This is a genomic window from Blastomonas sp. AAP25 (assembly GCF_001295965.1).
GTDB classification, from domain to species: Bacteria; Pseudomonadota; Alphaproteobacteria; order Sphingomonadales; family Sphingomonadaceae; genus Blastomonas; species Blastomonas fulva.
In genome coordinates this window covers 1-17219 of sequence record NZ_LJHP01000024.1, presented here as the reverse complement: position 1 = coordinate 17219, position 17219 = coordinate 1, and the positions used below count along the sequence as shown (strand labels likewise).

The following is a 17219-nucleotide window of genomic DNA, read 5'->3' as shown; positions in this document are numbered from 1 at the left end:
GACCATGGCACAATTGCTGTTCTTTGGCCGTCTGGGTGATCTGGCCGGCGGGACCGAGCGGGTGCTGGGGTTGAGCGAGCCGCAGGCGATTGCCGATCTGATCGGCATTCTTGGGCAGAGCGACGACCTGCTGGGCAGCGCGCTCGCCGAACCGCGCATTCGCTATGCAATCAACGGCGCGATCGTCGATGCCGATGCGCTGGTCGAGGACGAAGACGAGCTGGCGTTCCTGCCGCCCGTCAGCGGGGGCTGACATGCGCTGCGACATCCGCATCCTGAGCGAGGGCTTCGATCCGGAGGCCGAAGTGGCGGCGTTGCGCGCGTCGCTGGACGCTTCGGGCGCGATGGTCAGCTTCACCGGTATGGTGCGGCCATCTGGTACCGATGGCGCGGTGAGCGCGCTTTGCCTGCAGCATTATCCCGGGATGACCGAGCGCGGCATTGCCGAGGCGGTCCAGGGGGCTGCAAACCGCTGGCCGCTCGAGGCGGTGCTGGTGATCCACCGGGTCGGCGAGATGGCACCGCGTGATCCGATCGTTCTGGTCGCCACCGCCAGCGCGCACCGCCGCGCGGCTTTCGAGGCTGCCGATTTCCTGATGGATTTCCTCAAGAGCCGCGCGCTGTTCTGGAAGAGCGAGACCGGGCCTGCAGGCCGCAACTGGATCGAGCCGCGCAACGACGACTATGCCGATGCCGCACGCTGGGACGCGGACTGACAGCAACGCTTGCCGGGTCAGCCGAACACCCGCCTGCCATGGGTCACCCGGTCGGCCATCGCCATGGTGGTCAGCTGCGCATTGACGCGAATGCAGCTGGGCATCACGCTCGCGTCCGTCACCAGCACGTTGGTGGTGCCGTGCACCCGCTGGTCGAGATCGACCACGCCCTTGGCAGGGTCCGCGTTGATCGCATTGCCGCCATGCGGGTGACTGGAAGACAGCACGACGTCATCGGGTTCCTCGATATGCTTCCAGTAGAATTCGTCGATCTCGGCATCGGTCATGCCTGCCCTCAGTGTCTCGCCGTGCAGCAGTGCGGGGTAGACCTCGGTCGCACCCCCCGCAAAGTGTATCTTGGTCAGCGTCGACAGCGCGCGGCGAAGCACGGCAAGATCGGTCGGCTTGAGCTCGAAACCAAGCTTGCCCTTTTTGATCTCTCCCAGCCGGTCGGCGGGGAACAGCGCGCCTGCCGAAGCCAGCCGGTTGTAGTTGAGCATCCGGCGGAAGTGCTCGTCGAACCAGCCCGGCACCAGCGAAGCCATGCTCATCGGCGGCTGGAAATGGCTCTCGATCAGGAAGTCGCCGCGATCGATGAAGGTCGCCATCTGGTCCTCGTCCCAGGCGTTGACCGGATCGGGCATCAGCGCAGGCACAGGGCAGGCGATGTTGAGCGATATGCCCTTGCCGGTGCCTTCGATGCCGCTCGCCGACAGGATGTTGCTCGATGCGATGGTGCCGGCGGCGACGACCACGCCTTTGGTGACGCTGATCGTCTTGCCGCGACCATCGGGAAGCATCACCTGCACCGATGTCGCCACGCGCCGTCCGTCTCCGGCACGGTCGCCCCAGCCGATCTGCGCGACCTCGGCATGCGCCAGGATGCGCGCCAGGCGTGGCGCGCTGAGTGTCGCGTGCCGCAGGAAGCTCTCGGGCATCGCGCGCTTGCGTCCATAGGGGCAGCCGGTGTTGCAATAGCCGCACGAGACGCAATGATTGGGTTCGGTCTTCTGCCCCCAGTTCTTGCGGAACCATCCCGAGATGGCGCGCTGGTCGAGCGGATCGGTGGATCCCGCGCGATAGGCGTTCCACCCATCAAGCAGCCGGGTGCCGTTGTTGCGCCCCAGCCTTCTGTCGATCTCGTGTACGCCCAGCCGCTGCTCGACCCGGCAATAGCTCTCCTCCAGCGCTTGCGGTTCCACACCCGCGCCGAGCGCGCGCCAGGTGGCCAGCACGTCATTGGCATCGGGATGGGTTTCGCCCTCGCGCTCGAGCCTGAGGCAGATGCCATTGTTGACCACGGTGGAGCCGCCGACCGTACGCCCCTGAAAGACTATGATGTCGCGGTTGCGCGTTGTCTGGATCGCGCCGTCCTTGAACAGGCTCGAAGACATGTGCGCCTCGTTGGGGGTCATCCGGCTGCTGGGCATGTAAGGACCGGCTTCGACCACAAGGACCTCATAGCCCTGATCGGCAAGGTTCGAGGCAGCGACCGCGCCGCCCGCGCCCGAGCCGATGACAATCACCTCGACGCTGTCGGGGATCGCATCTTCGCCAACGAACACCGTGCGAGGAAGGTCGTTGCCGACATGCTCCTCGATCAACGGATCATCGGGGGTCCCTGCACGGGCCCGGTGGCGGGGCAGGGTGAAGCCGATCGCATTGAACACCGGGTTGGCACGATTGGCGTCTTCGGAGGCGGCGTCGCTGGCATTTTCGTCGTCCTGGTCGAGCCAATGGCCGTAATAGCCCGCATAGACGATGCCGCGGATGCGGGCCATGTCCTGGAACAGATCGATCCGGCTGTTCTTCAGCCGCCGCTCGATCCGCCAGATGCGGAAAGGACGCGGGGCGAAATGCCAGATCGGACCACCCAGTACCACCCAGGTCGCGATCACCGACAGCGCGGTATCGCGCGGCGTGTCGCCTTCGATATTGGCAAAAAGGCGCTGCAGATTGTCGACCACCTGGCGGGGGCTGATAGCCATCTGTGCGGGTTCGACAAACAGCGTTTCGGCAAGCCTTCGCCAGATTGCCGCCTCGAACGGATTGAACGGTTTTCTGAGCATGCTGCGAATCCCCCCGGTGTCGGAGGATAAACTAGCAGGGCGAATGTCGATTGTAAGTTTTGGACGATTATGGCGCGTCAATTCATCGTGCAAACCGTGGCGGACAGGCTGCCGCCCTCGACCGTGATGCGGTTGAACGAGGGTCGCGAGGTCCGGACGCGCTCGGACAATGTGCCTGCGCCGATCAGTCTCACCGGCCCATAGGCCGTCGTAACACGCTGGTCGAACGGATCGTGGACATGGCCGGACAGAACGGCATGCGCACCTGCCGCAGCAATGGCCTCCAGCGCCGCGCGGCCGCCCGTGGTGCGCCCGCTGGTGCGGGTCGCAGCCTCGATCAGCGGGTGATGCGTCAGCACGATCCGGCAGGTGTCATCGGGGCCTGCTTGGAGCGATTGCACCGCATTGTGCAGCGCGCGGCTGCCGACCTTGCCCTTGGACCAGTTGAGACGCCATTGGGCGCGGGCAGTGGTGGGGAGCGAGACCAGATGGACGTGATCGATGCTTACGCCATCGTGCAACTGCTCCTGCAGCCGCATCACCCGGCCATAAGGCCGCCATATGCGCCGGACGGGGTTGAAATAGGGCAGGTCGTGGTTGCCGGGCTCGATCAGCACGGGCACGCCCAGTGCGGTCAGCCAGCTTTGCGCCGCCGCGAATTCTCTTGAGCGCGCACGCATGGTCAGATCGCCGGTGATCACCACCGCCTCGGGCGCATCTTCCTCGACACAGCGCGTGAACCAGTCGAGCGCGGCGCTGTCCTCGGCTCCAAAATGCAGATCGCTGGCGTGGAACAGCAGCGTCATCTGTCGGCAGGTCCTCGTGTATCGATGAAGTTGTGCGGCGCGCGGCCCAGCACCAAGGTATCACCCGGAGCGCAATCTGCAGGTTCGCCATCGATCAGCAGGCCGATGCTGTCGGCTTCGCTGACCAGCGTCGCGCGGCTCGCCTCGCCCAGATCGACACGGGGTCCATCGCGAAAGTCGCCATCAAGCCAGGCGCCGGCGTGCGCGATCACCTCGCCAATGCTCGATGCGGTAAACCCGCACAGCGCCAGCGTGGTTTCACGCGGCGCCGCGAAGATCGCAGGATAGGTGCCATCGTGGCCCTCGATGCCGACCTGCGGTCCGCTCAGGCTTTCGGATATCGCCGCCGGGATCGTGCTGAACACCAGATCGGCAACGTCGGCATGCCGGGCATTCTCGCGGACCTTGGCCCAGCTCGTGGTGGGGCCTGCGATCACGCCGACATAAGCGATGTTCTCGCCGATCTGGACCGTGTTGAGCCGCCGCGTGTGGCGGTCGCGACAGGCATATGCGATGATATCCTGGCACGAATGCTCGCCATGCAGCGCGCGCGCCAGCAGGTTCATCGTGCCTCCAGGCAGGATCAGAACATCTCCGTCCCAGCCTTGCGCCGCCTTGAGCCCGCTGTTGGTGGTGCCGTCGCCCGCATAGATCGCCAGGATCGACACCCCCTCGGCCTCAAGCCGTTCGGGCGTCGGCAGTGTATCGTCGGGGCAGCGGACGACGCAGTCCACCGGCTGTCCGCCATCGGCGAAGCGGGTTACGATATCGGCGATCACGTCAGCATCGTAGCTGCCGCTTGCCTCGTTCACGATGAGCCATGTGCCTGTCATGCGCGCTCAACGCACCAGGGCGCCGAAAGGTGCCACAAAAAAGGGCCGCGCTCCCCAAGGAAACGCGACCCCTTTTTATTCAAGGACTTCAGGCGATCAGAACTTGGCGCCCGCCGCCATGAAGAAGGTGCGGCCGATGCCGCTGACCGGAAAGGCCGAGCTTGCCAGGTAAGGCTCGCGGTCAGACACGTTGTTGATGCCGGCGGTGATCGTGAAGTTCTCCGCGACGTCATAGCTGGCCGAGATGTTGTGCAGCCAGTATTCCGGCGCGAAGCCTGCGGGTCCGAACTCGCGTTCGATACGCTCGATCTGGATCACCGATGCAGCAGCCTGCTTGCCGACATATTGCAGCGAATAGTTCATCGTGAACCGTCCGCGGTTGTAGGTCACCGATCCCACACCCGACCATTCGGGCGCACCCAGCTCGTTGAGACCGGGGTTGACCAGCGTGGTGTCCACCGGATCGAAGAACCGGTTGACCTTGTCGGTCCAGTTGCCCGCGATGTTCAGCGCAATGTTGCTGCCGCCGATCGAGAAGCGGTAATCGATCGAGGCATCGATGCCTGCGGTTTCGATCTTGCCGAAGTTGAGCTGGGTCTGGCGCAGGAAGTTGAACCCGAAGGTCGTCGGTCCCGAGCCAGGTCCGTTGCGGGTGAACAGGTCGCAGAACTGGTTGGGGAAGGTGGTGTTGTCATAGCAGGTGTTGACGATGTCCTGCGCGGTGACCGCTGCGATCGCATCCTCGATCTTGATCGAGTAGTAATCGACCGACACGGTCAGGCCGGGCAGGAAGCGCGGCTGCAGCACGCCGCCGACGGTGAAGGTCGTGGCGGTTTCCTCGGTCAGGTTGGGATTGCCGCCGCTGGTTCCGGAGAAACGCGCGGTCAGCGGGTCGTTGTAGTTGGCGAGGAAGGTCGTGGGGTTGGCGATGCCCAGCGCGGTGGCCGCCGCGATGCAGTTGGGCAGGCGGTTGGGCGTGGCCGACTGGTTGATCAGATCGCACGGATCGGCGGGACGGAAGGTCGCACCCTGAGCCGGATCGAACAATTCGGCGATATTCGGCGCGCGAATGGCGCGCGAATAGGTGCCGCGGAAACGGATATCGGGGATCGGTGCCCAAATGCCGTTGACGTTCCAGGTGAACGCGCCGCCGACGGTCGAATAATCCGAATAGCGCGCTGCGCCGCCCACGGTCAGTTCGTGGAAGAACGGCGTGTCCTTGAGGATCGGGATCGAGATTTCACCGAATGCCTCGATCACGTCGAACGAACCACCGGCGTTGAAGGTGCGGGCTGATGCGTCGAATAGCAGCGACTGATTGTCCGAGATATCGCCGATGAACGTACCGGCAGGGCCGGCGGGTGAGCCTTCCGGCAGCAGGCCGAGTTCAAGATCGCTGAACCGCGAACGCGACTTTTCCTTGCGGTATTCGCCGCCGACCGCGAACTGGATCGCACCGCCGGGCAGGTTGAAGAAGCCGCCGGTATCGCCGCTGACAATGCCGGTGAACACGATCTGCTCAAGCCGGAAGCGGTCGGTGGTCGGCGTGGTGATGAAGTTCACCGCTTCTGCGCTCACCGAATTCTGGCCTGCCAGAATGTTGGCGGGCCGGCACTGGCCATCGCCGGGGCGGAAGGTGAAGAAGCCGGGTGCGATCACCGGGAAGATTTCGCTGCCCGGATGCGGCACGCCGCTGATGTCCGAACGGCAGATCGGCTGGCCATTGGGCCCGCGCACCACGTCGATCGCGGCAAACAGACGGTCGTAACGCACCGAGTTGCCCTGGGTCACCTGGCTGTCGGTGCGGCCGTAGTTGCCGACCAGCTCATACTTCAGGTGATCGGTGATATCGCCGGTGAGGCCGCCGACAATGCGATAGGTTTCGCGCTTGGCCCGCTGGATGTTGGGACCAAGATCGAGGAAGTCACGGCTGACGCGCAGGCCGCCCGCCTGGTTCGCATCCGCTTGCAGCACCGCAGGGATGAACGGGTTGTCGGGGAAGATCAGCAGGCTGTCGTAGAAGGTGTTGTAGTTGTTGCGCGAAACCGAGGTGTTGCGCGCATATTTGGCGTCGATGAACACGTTGGCCGCAGGCGAAAACTCATAGTTCGCGCGCAGGTTGGCGAAAATGCGCTCGCTTTCCGGGATCAGCGATGAATCGTTGGTGCGTTCGACCGCACCATCGCCACCGAACTGGTTCGATCCAGTCGAGATCACACCGTCTTCGAAGATCTTCACGCCGCCGCCGGGGGTTGAGACATAGCAGCCGCCGCCGCCAAAGCCGGTGAGGCCGATATAGCTCTCGCGGCAGTCGTTGACGCCGTTGCGGTTGATGTCGGCGTTGAAGAAGCCGAAATCGTTGCGGAAGATCAGGCCCTGGCCCGAGCTGATCGCGAACTTGGGATCGCGGCCGATGACGAACAACGGTGCGGTCGCCGCGCGGTCGATCAGCGCCTGCTCAGCTGCGGTCGGCGTGCGACCGGGGAACTGCGTGGCGAACTGGGCTGCAGTGGGGATGGCGAAGCCGATCGGGAAGCGCCCAGCGGCCTGCGAGAAGCGCGATGCGAAGTTGGGCGTCGCAGCGGCACTGATATCGCCGCGCTGGAAGCGACGGTCGGGGTTGGCATACGTGGTGCTGTTGTTGCCGCGGCCGTTGTCGCGGGTGAAGTCGCGCTGGCCGAACAGCACTTCCAGTTCCTTGGTATAGCCGGCCGAGAAGGTGATGTTGCCGCGACCGTCGCCGAAATTGTGGCCGATCGTGCCGTCCAGCCGGTAGCTGCCGCCTGCGCCCTGCGATGCCATGTTGACAAAACCGTCGAGCGCGATGCCCTCGAAATCCTTTTTGAGCACATAGTTGACCACGCCGGTGACAGCGTCTGCGCCATAGATCGCCGATGCGCCGCCGGTGAGGACCTCGACGCGCTCGATCAGCGCTGCCGGGATGGTCGACACGTCAACGGTCTGCTGGCCGGCGACGCCCGAAACGTGGCGATAGCCGTCCACGACCACCAGCGTGCGGTTGGAGCCAAGCTGGCGAAGGTTGAGCGTTGCCTGGCCAATGCCGCCGCCGCCGCGCTCGATCGAATCCGCGACGGTGCCAGAGGAGATCAGTGCGGGAATTTGACGCAGCGTTGCCGTGGGGTCGGAGTTGCCCGCTGCAGCGAGCGCCTCTGCAGTCACGGTGCTGATCGGCAACGGTGCTGTGGCATTTGCGTCACGAGACAGGCGGCTGCCGGTGACCACGATGGTGCCTTCAGTGGCTTCTGCGGTCGCTTCGACCTGCTCCTGCGCATCCTGCGCGAATGCGGCAGGGCTGCCCAGCCCGCTGATCGCCAGTGCGGTCGCCATCGCAGGCAGTGAGACAAAATTCGAATGTAGATTTGCTTTTGACATGAATACCCCCAAGCCATTTTACAGGCGAGATCGCACACCGAACCATATCGGTGCGTGCATAAATCCGGGCGCTGAAAGCGCCTGGCCCTGTTCCCCTGCCAGGTCCCGGCGTCGTTCTGTGGCGCGCCGAAGTCCCTGTTTATGCTGCAAGGCTATTCGCCCTCGCCACCAAGTTGCAACATTGGCTTCATAGGAGGTTCATCTTTCTGCGAGGTTGTGACAATGGAGCAACAGCGCCCCGGTCGGTGCTTTCCCTGCTGACACTGGGGCAAGCCCCTGCTAATCGCGCGGACATGACCGAACTCAAGCACATCCGAAATTTCTCCATCATCGCGCATATCGACCATGGCAAATCGACCCTGGCCGACCGGCTGATCCAGCAGACCGGGGGGCTGTCCGAACGCGAAATGTCCGCACAGGTGCTGGACAACATGGACATCGAAAAAGAGCGCGGGATCACCATCAAGGCGCAGACCGTGCGGCTGAACTACACCGCCAAGGACGGGCAGCTGTACGAGCTGAATCTGATGGACACGCCGGGGCACGTCGACTTCGCCTATGAGGTGTCGCGCTCGCTCGCCGCGTGCGAAGGCGCGCTGCTCGTCGTCGACGCCGCGCAGGGGGTCGAGGCGCAGACGCTCGCCAACGTGTATCAGTCGATCGAACACGATCACGAGATCCTGCCGGTCATCAACAAGATCGATCTGCCGGCTGCAGAGCCTGAAAAGGTGAAGAAGGAGATCGAGGACATCATCGGTCTCGATGCTTCCGAAGCCGTGCTGGCAAGCGCGAAATCGGGCATCGGCATCAAGGAAATTCTCGAGCAGATCGTGCTCAAGATCCCGCCGCCCAAGGGCGACCGCGATGCGCCGCTCGAGGCGATGCTGGTCGACAGCTGGTACGACCCGTATCTGGGCGTCGTCATTCTGGTGCGCGTCGTCAACGGCGTGATCAAGAAGGGCCAGAACATCAAGTTCATGGCCGGCGGGACCGAGCATCTGGTCGACCGTGTCGGCTGCATGCGCCCCAAAATCGAGACGCTGCCCGAGCTGGCAGCCGGCGAGATCGGCTTCATCACCGCGCAGATCAAGGACATCAGCCAGACTCGCGTCGGCGACACGATTACCACGGTGAAGAACCCCGCAGCTGCCCCGCTGCCGGGGTTCAAGGAAGTGCAGCCGGTGGTGTTCTGCGGGTTGTTCCCGGTCGATGCAAACGACTTCGACAAATTGCGCGACTCGATCTCCAAGCTGCGGCTCAACGACGCATCGTTCAGCTTCGAGATGGAATCGAGCGCGGCATTGGGCTTCGGCTTCCGCTGCGGTTTCCTCGGCCTGCTGCATCTGGAGATCATCCAGGAACGTCTGACCCGCGAGTACGACCTCGACCTCATCACCACAGCGCCGTCGGTGGTGTACAAAATCCAGCTGACCTATGGCGGCGGCGAGATAGAGCTGCACAATCCCGCGGACATGCCCGATCCGACCAAGATCGACGAAATCCAGGAGCCGTGGATCGAGGCGGTGATCTATTGCCCAGACGAGTATCTCGGCAGCATCCTCAAGCTCTGCCAGGACAGGCGCGGTATTCAGAAGAACCTGACCTATGTCGGCGGCCGCGCACAGGTGACGTACGAATTGCCGCTCAACGAGGTGGTGTTCGATTTCTACGACCGCTTGAAGTCGATCAGCCGCGGCTATGCGTCGTTCGATTACCACCAGATCGGCTATCGCGAAGGCGACCTCGTCAAGATGTCGATCATGGTCAACGCCGAACCCGTCGATGCGCTGAGCATGATCGTCCACCGCGGCACCGCCGAATCGCGCGGGCGCGGCATGTGCGAGCGGCTGAAGGACCTGATCCCGCGCCACCTGTTCAAGATCCCGATTCAGGCGGCGATCGGCGGCAAGGTGATCGCGCGCGAAACCATCGCCGCGATGCGCAAGGACGTCACCGCCAAATGCTATGGCGGCGACATCAGCCGCAAGAAGAAGCTGCTCGACAAGCAGAAGGAAGGCAAGAAGCGGATGCGCGAGTACGGTTCGGTCAGCATCCCGCAGGAAGCCTTTATCGCGGCGCTCAGGATGGGCGAAGAGTGATCAGGCCGGAAGGCTGGGCTCTGTCGGAATAGCCACCGGGTCCGCCTGCGGCTCCGTCAGAGGGGCGGCAACAACCGCCTCGCCGGTCTCTTCCGCCTTGGATATGCGCATCGGGATGGCCATCGCGATGCCATAGCCGACGATCAGCGTGCCCAGGATCGACCACATCGCCACCGCGCCCAGGCCGATCAACTGCGCCAGTAGCTGGCCGCCAAAGCCGCCGCCATCGGGATAGCCGATTCCGCCGAAGCTCGCGCTCGTGAACAGCGCCACCAGCAGCGCGCCGATCAGGCCGCCGACGCCGTGCAGAGCAAATGCGTGGTTGCTGTCGTCGATGGCCAGCGTCTCGGTGACGAAGCGCAGCGCGAAATAGCAGGCGGGCGCGGCGATCAGGCCGATCAGGATGGCAGCGCCCGGAGACACCAATCCGGCAGCGGGCGCAATCGCGGCGATGCCTGCGGTAAGTCCGCTGACCAGTCCCAAGGCGGAGACGCTGCCCGTGCGCAGCTTTTCGATCAGCAGCCAGACAAGGCCGCAGACGCTTGCTGCGACATGCGCGTTGATGATCGCGCTGCTGGCATCGTCGGTGGCGGCCAGCGTCCAGCCACCGGCCAATGCAAAGTTGCCGACGAACAGCAGGGCTGCGCCTGCCAGCACCAGTGTTGGATTGTGCGGAGCCATCTCGGCGCCCTGCCACCCGGCGCGCCGTCCGATGATGAGTGCCGCGACCAGTGCGGAAATGCCTGCGCAAAAGTGCAGTGCGATGCCGCCTGCGAAATCGAGCACGCCAAATCCGAACAGCCAGCCGCCGCCCCAGATCCAGTGCGCGACCGGCGCGTAGACGATCAGGCTCCACAGTCCGCCAAAGGCCAGCGCCCAGCCAAAGCGGGCGCGCCCGACCCAGGCACCCGCGACCAGCAGCGCAGCCAGCATGGCCCCGGCGATCTGGAACAGAACGAACGCGCTTTCAGGAACAGCGGTGCCAAAGCGGACATTGCCCAGAGCGATCAGCATCCAGGCATTTCCGCCCCCGATTACCCCGCCGCCTGCATCTCCGAACGCCAGCGTGTAGCCGACCACAACCCACAGCAGCGACACCAGCGCTGCGATCGCCGCGCCCTGCAGGAACACCGGCTGAACTGCCCGCGAGGTTCCCCGGCCAGCCTGCATCAACAGTACCCCGGGCAGGGCAAACAGCATCACCAGCACCGCAGATATCAGGACAAAGGCGGTATCGCCCGAATCCGCCGGATCGATCGCGGCCATATCGATGACGCCAGGCGCCGCCCATGCGGGGGTCGCCAGAAAAGCTGCTGAAACAACTGCGGCGCGTGCCAGCCTTGCGATCATGCCTTGAACTTTCCGATTCCCGTAACCGCCGTGCACACCGGCTCGATGTTTGGGCAGAATGTGCAGCAGTTTGGCAAACAATCGATTAACGCTGGCATGCGGCGGCGCGCATCGAGCGGCCGCTGCGGCGCGAACTACATCCAGCCTTCGAGCACCTGATCGGGCGGGCGATGGCCATCGAACCAGAAGCGGATATTGGCGATGACCTTCTCGCCGGCGACGCGGCGCCCTTCGAAGGTAGCGCTGCCGACATGCGGCAGCAGCACGACGTTCTTCAACGCGAGCAGCCGCGGATCGACCTGTGGCTCGTGGGTGTACACGTCCAGCCCGGCGCCTGCTATCCTGCCGGCTTCCAGGGCATCGATCAAAGCTGCCTCGTCGACGATCTCGCCGCGCGCGGTGTTGATCAGATAGGCGCTGGGCTTCATCAGGCCGATGCGCCTTGCGTCGATCAACCCGCGGGTTTCGGGGCTGCGCGGGCAGTGAAGCGTGATGATGTCAGACTGGGCGACCAGCGCATCGAGATCGGGCTCGAAGCTCGCGCCGAGCATCTGCTCGAGGCTCTCGGGCAGGCGGCGGCGGTTGTGATAGCGCACGTCCATGCCGAAACCGCGCGCGCGATGCGCCACGGCCTGGCCGATCCGGCCCATGCCGACGATGCCAAGCTGCTTGCCGCCGATTCGGTGACCGAGCATGCCGGATGGGCTCCAGCCGTCCCATTCGCCCGAACGCACGAGCTTCTCGCCCTCGGCGAGCCGGCGCGGTACCGACAGGATCAGCGCCATCGTCATGTCGGCGGTATCGTCGGTGAACACGCCCGGCGTGTTGGTGATGATGATGCCCTTGGCGCGCGCGGCCTTGAGATCGATATGATCGACCCCGGCACCAAAATTCGCCAGCAGTTTCAGGCGATCTCCGGCACCCGCGATCAGCTCGGCATCGAGCGCATCGGTGACCGTGGGTACCAGCGCATCGCAATCGGCCATTGCTGCAGCAAGTTCGTCGCGGCTGAAGGCGTGATCGTCCTCATTCAGGACAACATCGAACAGTTCGGCCATGCGCGCTTCGACCGAGGGAGCGAGCTTGCGTGTCACGACAACGCGCGGGCGCGCGCCGGGTGCATGCTGCGGGGCTGACGGCTGGGAAGAGGCGTTTGCAGGCATGTTTTTGCTATGCCGCAACCCCGGCAAAGGTCAAGCTGCAGCACTTGCTTGCGGGGCGTTTTTTCCGGTAAGCGGGGCAGGGGGCGAATTTCGGCCGGGCGTCTTGCCCGGGCCATGGGCTGGGGACAGGGATATGCGGACATCATGGTTCAAGGCGCTTGTGCTTGGCGGCATGATGGCGGCTGTCGTGATGCCGGGAGGCAGCCCCGTGCAGGCGCAGGCAGAAGTCGAAGTCCCGTATTGGGCGTCGATCCAGCGCGACGAGGCATTTGCCCGCGCCGGGCCGATGGCAAGCTATCAGATCGAATGGGTGTTCCGGCGCAAGAACCTGCCGGTCAAGGTGGTCAAGCGCTATGGCACATGGCGCCAGATCCAGGATCCCGATGGCTGGACGGGCTGGATGCACTCCAATATGCTCAGCCGCAAGCGCACCGCGATCGTGCAGGGCAGTGTGAGCGCGATCCGCGCCGCACCGCAGGACAGCGCCAAGCTGATGTGGCGCGCGCAGCCTGGCGTGGTTGGCGAGCTGGGTGATTGCGAGGCCGGATGGTGCGAGTTTGCTGTCGATCGCCGCGCAGGCTGGGTGCGGCAGGACGAAATCTGGGGGGCCGGCGCGCCCTGACGGAATCAGGCCCGCCCATCGCTTGGGCCAAGCGATGGGCGGACCGTCATTCTACCGGCGAAAGGACTTACCAGTAGAAATTGGGGATGACGCGGATGACCGTGCCATTGCGCTGGTTGACCAGCAGCATGTCGTTATAGTGCCGCACCCACGCCTGCCGCGCGCCCGGATTGGGCAAGCGATAGTTGCGATAGTTGTTCACGACATAGCGCTGGCCGAAATAGTTCGGTGCAATGCGAACGCCGGGGCGGAACTGCTGATAGCGGAAGTTCGCGCGGAAGTTCTGGCCACGGAACGCCTGACGGTTGGTGCCGCGATACTGGCGATAGTCGCGCAGATCCTCGCGATATTCGCGGCGGGCTTCCTGGACGTCGCGGCGCTGTTCGCGCACATCGCGGCGTTCTTCGCGAACATCACGCGCGTTGCCATAGCGGCGGGCGTCCTGCACATCGCGGCGTTCGCGCTGCAGTTCACGCTGCTCCTGGCGCACGTCGCGTTCGGAACGAACCACCTCGCCACGCGACTGCGCGAAAGCGGGAACGGTGGCGACAGGCAGTGTGGTCGCCAGCATCAGTGTCCCTATCAGGGTCTTGGAGAGCATCTTCATAGTCGTAACTCCTGTCATGGCCGGAGCATGGGGGAACCGCTCTGGACATGTTCAGGAATACGCTTGGTTATCTGAATGGGTTGCGAATGCTGCGCTCATTTTCATGAAATGTTGTCGCAAGGTGTAACGAGGGGAAATCGGACGCTCTTTTCGTCACCCCCGCGCACGCGGGGGGCCCGCTTGCGAGGGAATGACGAAGAGATTTCATTCCGCGACTTTCGCCTTTGGCAGCAGATCTGCGGGATCATTCGCCACGATCCCCAATACCGTCACCCAGGCTGCGACATTCTGCTGCATCGCTTTGGGGTCGATCTTGTCGAGCGTGTCGTCGGGGGTGTGGTGGAGGTCGAAATAGTCGGTGCCGTCCTGCTGCAGGTCGATCGCATTGACCCCCAGCGCGACGATCGGGCCGTGATCGGGCCCGCCACCGGCAACATCGCGGCCGCGCCCGACGCCCAAGGGGGCAAGCGCGTTGGCGATGCGGGTCTGCAGATCATCGGTGCCTTCCGGCAGCCGGAAATCGACCTGCCAGATTCGGTCGGCGCCGAAGTCTGATTCCATCGCCAGCGCATGGCCTGCTGCGCCGTGCTTTTCCGCATAAGCACGACCGCCGAAAATGCCGACCTCTTCGGCACCCCACCATACGACACGAATGGTGCGCTTCGGCGTGCCCGCGTCCATGATCATCTTGGCCGCAGCGGCGCTGATCGCGACGCCCGCGCCGTCATCGATCGCTCCGGTGCCCAGATCCCAGCTGTCGAGATGCCCGCCGATCAGGATCATGCCCGCCGCCGGATCGCTGCCCGGCACCTCGGCAATCACGTTGCCGGACTGGGTGGTGCCGATCTGGCGCGGGGTGAGGACCAGCTTCATCCGCACCGCCTCGCCCTTTTTGGAGGCGCGCGCGATCATGCGCTCGAGATTCTCCGCGTCTGGGATCGAGAGTGCCGCTGCCGGAATGGGAACGCCCTTCTCGCCAAAGCTGGTGCCACCGGTGTGCGGGTTGCGATGATAATCGGTGCCGACCGATCGGATGATGATCGCCGCTGCGCCTTTTTCCGAGGCCAGGCTGGGGCCAATCCGCCGCACCCCGCCGAACTGGCCATAGCTGGCGCCGTTCTGCGTCTTGGTCATCTTGTGGCTGACAAAGGCGATCTTGCCCTTCAGGCTGCCCGCAGGTGCAGCGCCCAGATCCGCCAGCGTGCGGAAATAGACGACCTCGGCCTCGAGCCCCTTTTCGCCGGTGCTGGCCGAATTGCCCAGCGCCGAGATGTGCATCTTGCCGCTATAGGGGCCGGTGACCTCGGCGGTTTCGATGCCGCGCACCCAGGTCTTCATGTCGAAAGGTTCGATACGCACATTGGCAAAGCCCATCGCCTTGAGCCGCGTCACGGCCCAGGCGCGCGCCGCCGCCTCGCGTTCGGTGCCTGCGAGCCGCGGGCCGATCTCGGTGGTGAGATCCTCGACGATGCCATAAGCGGTATTGTCCCCCAGCGCCTTTTGCTGGAGCGCGGCAGGGTCATGGGCCGGGCTTTGCTGGGCGATAAGGGGGAAGGGCAGGGTGAGCGCGGCCAGTGCCGCAAGGATGCGCATGTTCATGGGGCAACGGCTTAACCAGCCTTGTGCGCTTTGCCAATGCCATGCTGCCTCTCCGCCAACCTGCCCGCCCAATGCTGTCTTGCCCGTAAGCTGCGTGGCCGCTAAGGCGCGGGTCAAATCCTGCCATTTTCCACAAAGGGCGTTTCTCAGCATGGCCGCACAATATTCCTACGTCATGAAGGGTCTGACCAAGACCTTCCCCGGCGCCAACAAGCCGGTGCTCAATGGCATCCACCTGCAATTCTATTCGGACGCCAAGATCGGCATCGTCGGCCCCAACGGATCGGGCAAGTCGACGCTGATGAAGGTGATGGCCGGGCTCGACAAGGAGTACACCGGTGAAGCGTGGCCGGGCGAGGGCGTCACCGTCGGCTATCTGGCGCAGGAGCCCGAACTCGACCCCACCAAGACGGTCAAGCAGAACGTGATGGACGGGGTGCGCCCGGTCGCCGATCTGGTCGAGCGCTTTGACGAGATCAGCAACCTGATGGCCGACCCGCCGGAGGACGCGGATTTCGACGCCCTGATGGAAGAGATGGGCACGCTGCAGGAAAAGATCGACGCGGTCGATGGCTGGACGCTCGACAACCAGCTCGAGATCGCGATGGAGGCCCTGCGCTGCCCGCCCGGCGATGCCGATGTCGCGAACCTGTCGGGTGGTGAAAAGCGCCGCGTGGCCTTGTGCCGCCTGCTGCTCGAAAAGCCCGGCATCCTGCTGCTCGACGAACCCACCAACCACCTCGACGCCGAAAGCGTCTCGTGGCTGGAGCGGCATCTGGTCGATTATCCGGGCAACGTGATCCTCGTCACCCATGACCGCTATTTCCTCGACAATGTCGTGAACTGGATCCTCGAGCTCGATCGCGGAAAATACTTCGTCTACGAAGGCAACTACTCGACTTATCTCGACAAGAAGGCGCAGCGGCTCCAGCAGGAATCGCGCGAGGACGAGGGCCGCCAGAAGGCGATCCAGGACGAGCTCGCGTGGATCCGGCAGACCCCCAAGGCACGTCAGACCAAGTCCAAGGCGCGTATTCGTGCGTTTGACGAACTGGTCGAGGCGCAGGAAAACCGCAGCCCCGGCAAGGCGCAGATCGTCATCCAGACGCCCGCACGCCTCGGCGGCAAGGTGATCGAGGCGCATGGCCTGACCAAGGCCTATGGCGACAAATTGCTGTTCGAGGACCTGTCGTTCACGCTGCCCCCGGGCGGCATCGTCGGTGTGATCGGCGCCAACGGCGCGGGCAAATCGACCTTGTTCAAGCTGATCACCGGCAAGGAAGAGCCCGACAGCGGGACCATCGCGATCGGCGATACGGTCAAGCTCGGCTATGTCGACCAGAGCCGCGACGATCTCGACCCGAACCACAATGTCTGGGAAGAAATCTCCGACGGGCTCGATTTCTTCAAGCTGGGCAAGCACGATGTGCCTACCCGCGCTTATGTCGGTGCGTTCAACTTCAAGGGTCAGGACCAGCAGAAGAAGGTCGGCCAGCTCTCGGGCGGTGAACGCAACCGTGTCCATATGGCCAAGATGCTCAAGGAGGGCGGCAACGTGCTGCTGCTCGACGAACCGACCAACGATCTCGACGTCGAGACACTGCGCGCACTCGAGGAAGCGCTCGAAAGCTTTGCCGGCTGCGCGGTGGTCATCAGCCATGACCGCTTCTTCCTCGATCGACTGTGCACGCACATCCTGGCGTTCGAAGGCAACAGCCATGTCGAATGGTTTGAAGGCAACTTCGAAAGCTATGAAGAAGACAAGCGCCGCAGGCTGGGCGATGAAGCCGATCGCCCGACGCGGATGAGCTATAAGAAGCTGACGCGCTAAAGCCTCTCCCTTCCCGCTTGCGGGAGGGGCAGGTTCAGCTTGCTGAACCGGGGTGGGCCTGAACCGGCGTAAACATCAGGCCCACCCCGTCTTCGCCTGCGGCTCAGCCACCCCTCCCGCAAGCGGGAGGG

13 protein-coding genes are annotated in these 17219 nt (G+C 64.0%); 5 read left to right on the top strand and 8 right to left on the bottom strand.

Going from position 1 to position 17219, the window contains the following annotated elements; genetic code table 11:
- The first annotated feature begins 4 nt into the window (after nt 1-4).
- The gene (locus tag IP68_RS15705; RefSeq protein ID WP_054135960.1) at nt 5-253 is read left to right on the top strand and encodes a MoaD/ThiS family protein; all 249 of its coding nucleotides are present in this window, start codon (nt 5-7) and stop codon (nt 251-253) included.
- A gap of 1 nt (nt 254) precedes the next feature.
- Nucleotides 255-716, top strand: a complete 462-nt coding sequence (locus tag IP68_RS15700; protein ID WP_054135959.1) for a molybdenum cofactor biosynthesis protein MoaE — start codon at nt 255-257, stop codon at nt 714-716.
- A gap of 17 nt (nt 717-733) precedes the next feature.
- Here the strand turns inward: IP68_RS15700 and IP68_RS15695 are convergent, their stop codons facing one another.
- The 4 genes from IP68_RS15695 to IP68_RS15680 all read right to left on the bottom strand — a co-directional run bounded on the left by IP68_RS15695 (nt 734) and on the right by IP68_RS15680 (nt 7817).
- Nucleotides 734-2785 (bottom strand): GMC family oxidoreductase N-terminal domain-containing protein, encoded by a 2052-nt coding sequence (locus IP68_RS15695; protein WP_054135958.1) that lies wholly within the window; start codon nt 2783-2785, stop codon nt 734-736.
- 77 nt (nt 2786-2862) lie between these two features.
- Nucleotides 2863-3591, bottom strand: a complete 729-nt coding sequence (locus tag IP68_RS15690) for a metallophosphoesterase (protein ID WP_054135957.1) — start codon at nt 3589-3591, stop codon at nt 2863-2865.
- The gene (locus tag IP68_RS15685; RefSeq protein ID WP_054135956.1) at nt 3588-4424 is read right to left on the bottom strand and encodes a diacylglycerol kinase family protein; all 837 of its coding nucleotides are present in this window, start codon (nt 4422-4424) and stop codon (nt 3588-3590) included. Before IP68_RS15685 ends, IP68_RS15690 begins: the two co-directional genes overlap by 4 nt.
- Before the next feature lie 96 nt (nt 4425-4520).
- Nucleotides 4521-7817, bottom strand: a complete 3297-nt coding sequence (locus IP68_RS15680) for a TonB-dependent receptor domain-containing protein (RefSeq protein ID WP_231684081.1) — start codon at nt 7815-7817, stop codon at nt 4521-4523.
- A 293-nt stretch (nt 7818-8110) separates the two neighbouring features.
- Here IP68_RS15680 and lepA point away from each other — a divergent pair, with 293 nt between their 5' ends.
- Nucleotides 8111-9916, top strand: coding sequence for a translation elongation factor 4 (gene lepA / locus IP68_RS15675; RefSeq protein ID WP_054135954.1), 1806 nt, complete (start codon nt 8111-8113; stop codon nt 9914-9916).
- Here the strand turns inward: lepA and IP68_RS15670 are convergent, their stop codons facing one another.
- Nucleotides 9917-11266 carry an ammonium transporter gene (locus tag IP68_RS15670; protein WP_054135953.1) on the bottom strand — a complete coding sequence of 450 codons (1350 nt, stop codon included), beginning with the start codon at nt 11264-11266 and terminating at the stop codon, nt 9917-9919.
- 134 nt (nt 11267-11400) lie between these two features.
- Complete coding sequence (locus IP68_RS15665) at nt 11401-12429, bottom strand: D-glycerate dehydrogenase (protein WP_054135952.1); 1029 nt, start codon at nt 12427-12429, stop codon at nt 11401-11403.
- Nucleotides 12430-12562: 133 nt separating this feature from the next.
- Here IP68_RS15665 and IP68_RS15660 point away from each other — a divergent pair, with 133 nt between their 5' ends.
- Complete coding sequence (locus IP68_RS15660) at nt 12563-13051, top strand: SH3 domain-containing protein (protein WP_082382425.1); 489 nt, start codon at nt 12563-12565, stop codon at nt 13049-13051.
- 67 nt (nt 13052-13118) lie between these two features.
- Here IP68_RS15660 and IP68_RS15655 read toward each other — a convergent pair whose 3' ends face one another.
- Nucleotides 13119-13658 carry an RcnB family protein gene (locus tag IP68_RS15655; protein ID WP_231684080.1) on the bottom strand — a complete coding sequence of 180 codons (540 nt, stop codon included), beginning with the start codon at nt 13656-13658 and terminating at the stop codon, nt 13119-13121.
- 204 nt (nt 13659-13862) lie between these two features.
- Entirely contained in the window at nt 13863-15257 is a 1395-nt protein-coding gene (locus IP68_RS15650; protein WP_054135951.1) for a M20/M25/M40 family metallo-hydrolase, read from the bottom strand.
- A gap of 151 nt (nt 15258-15408) precedes the next feature.
- Here IP68_RS15650 and ettA point away from each other — a divergent pair, with 151 nt between their 5' ends.
- Nucleotides 15409-17088, top strand: coding sequence for an energy-dependent translational throttle protein EttA (ettA, locus tag IP68_RS15645; protein ID WP_054135950.1), 1680 nt, complete (start codon nt 15409-15411; stop codon nt 17086-17088).
- Nucleotides 17089-17219: the final 131 nt, after the last annotated feature.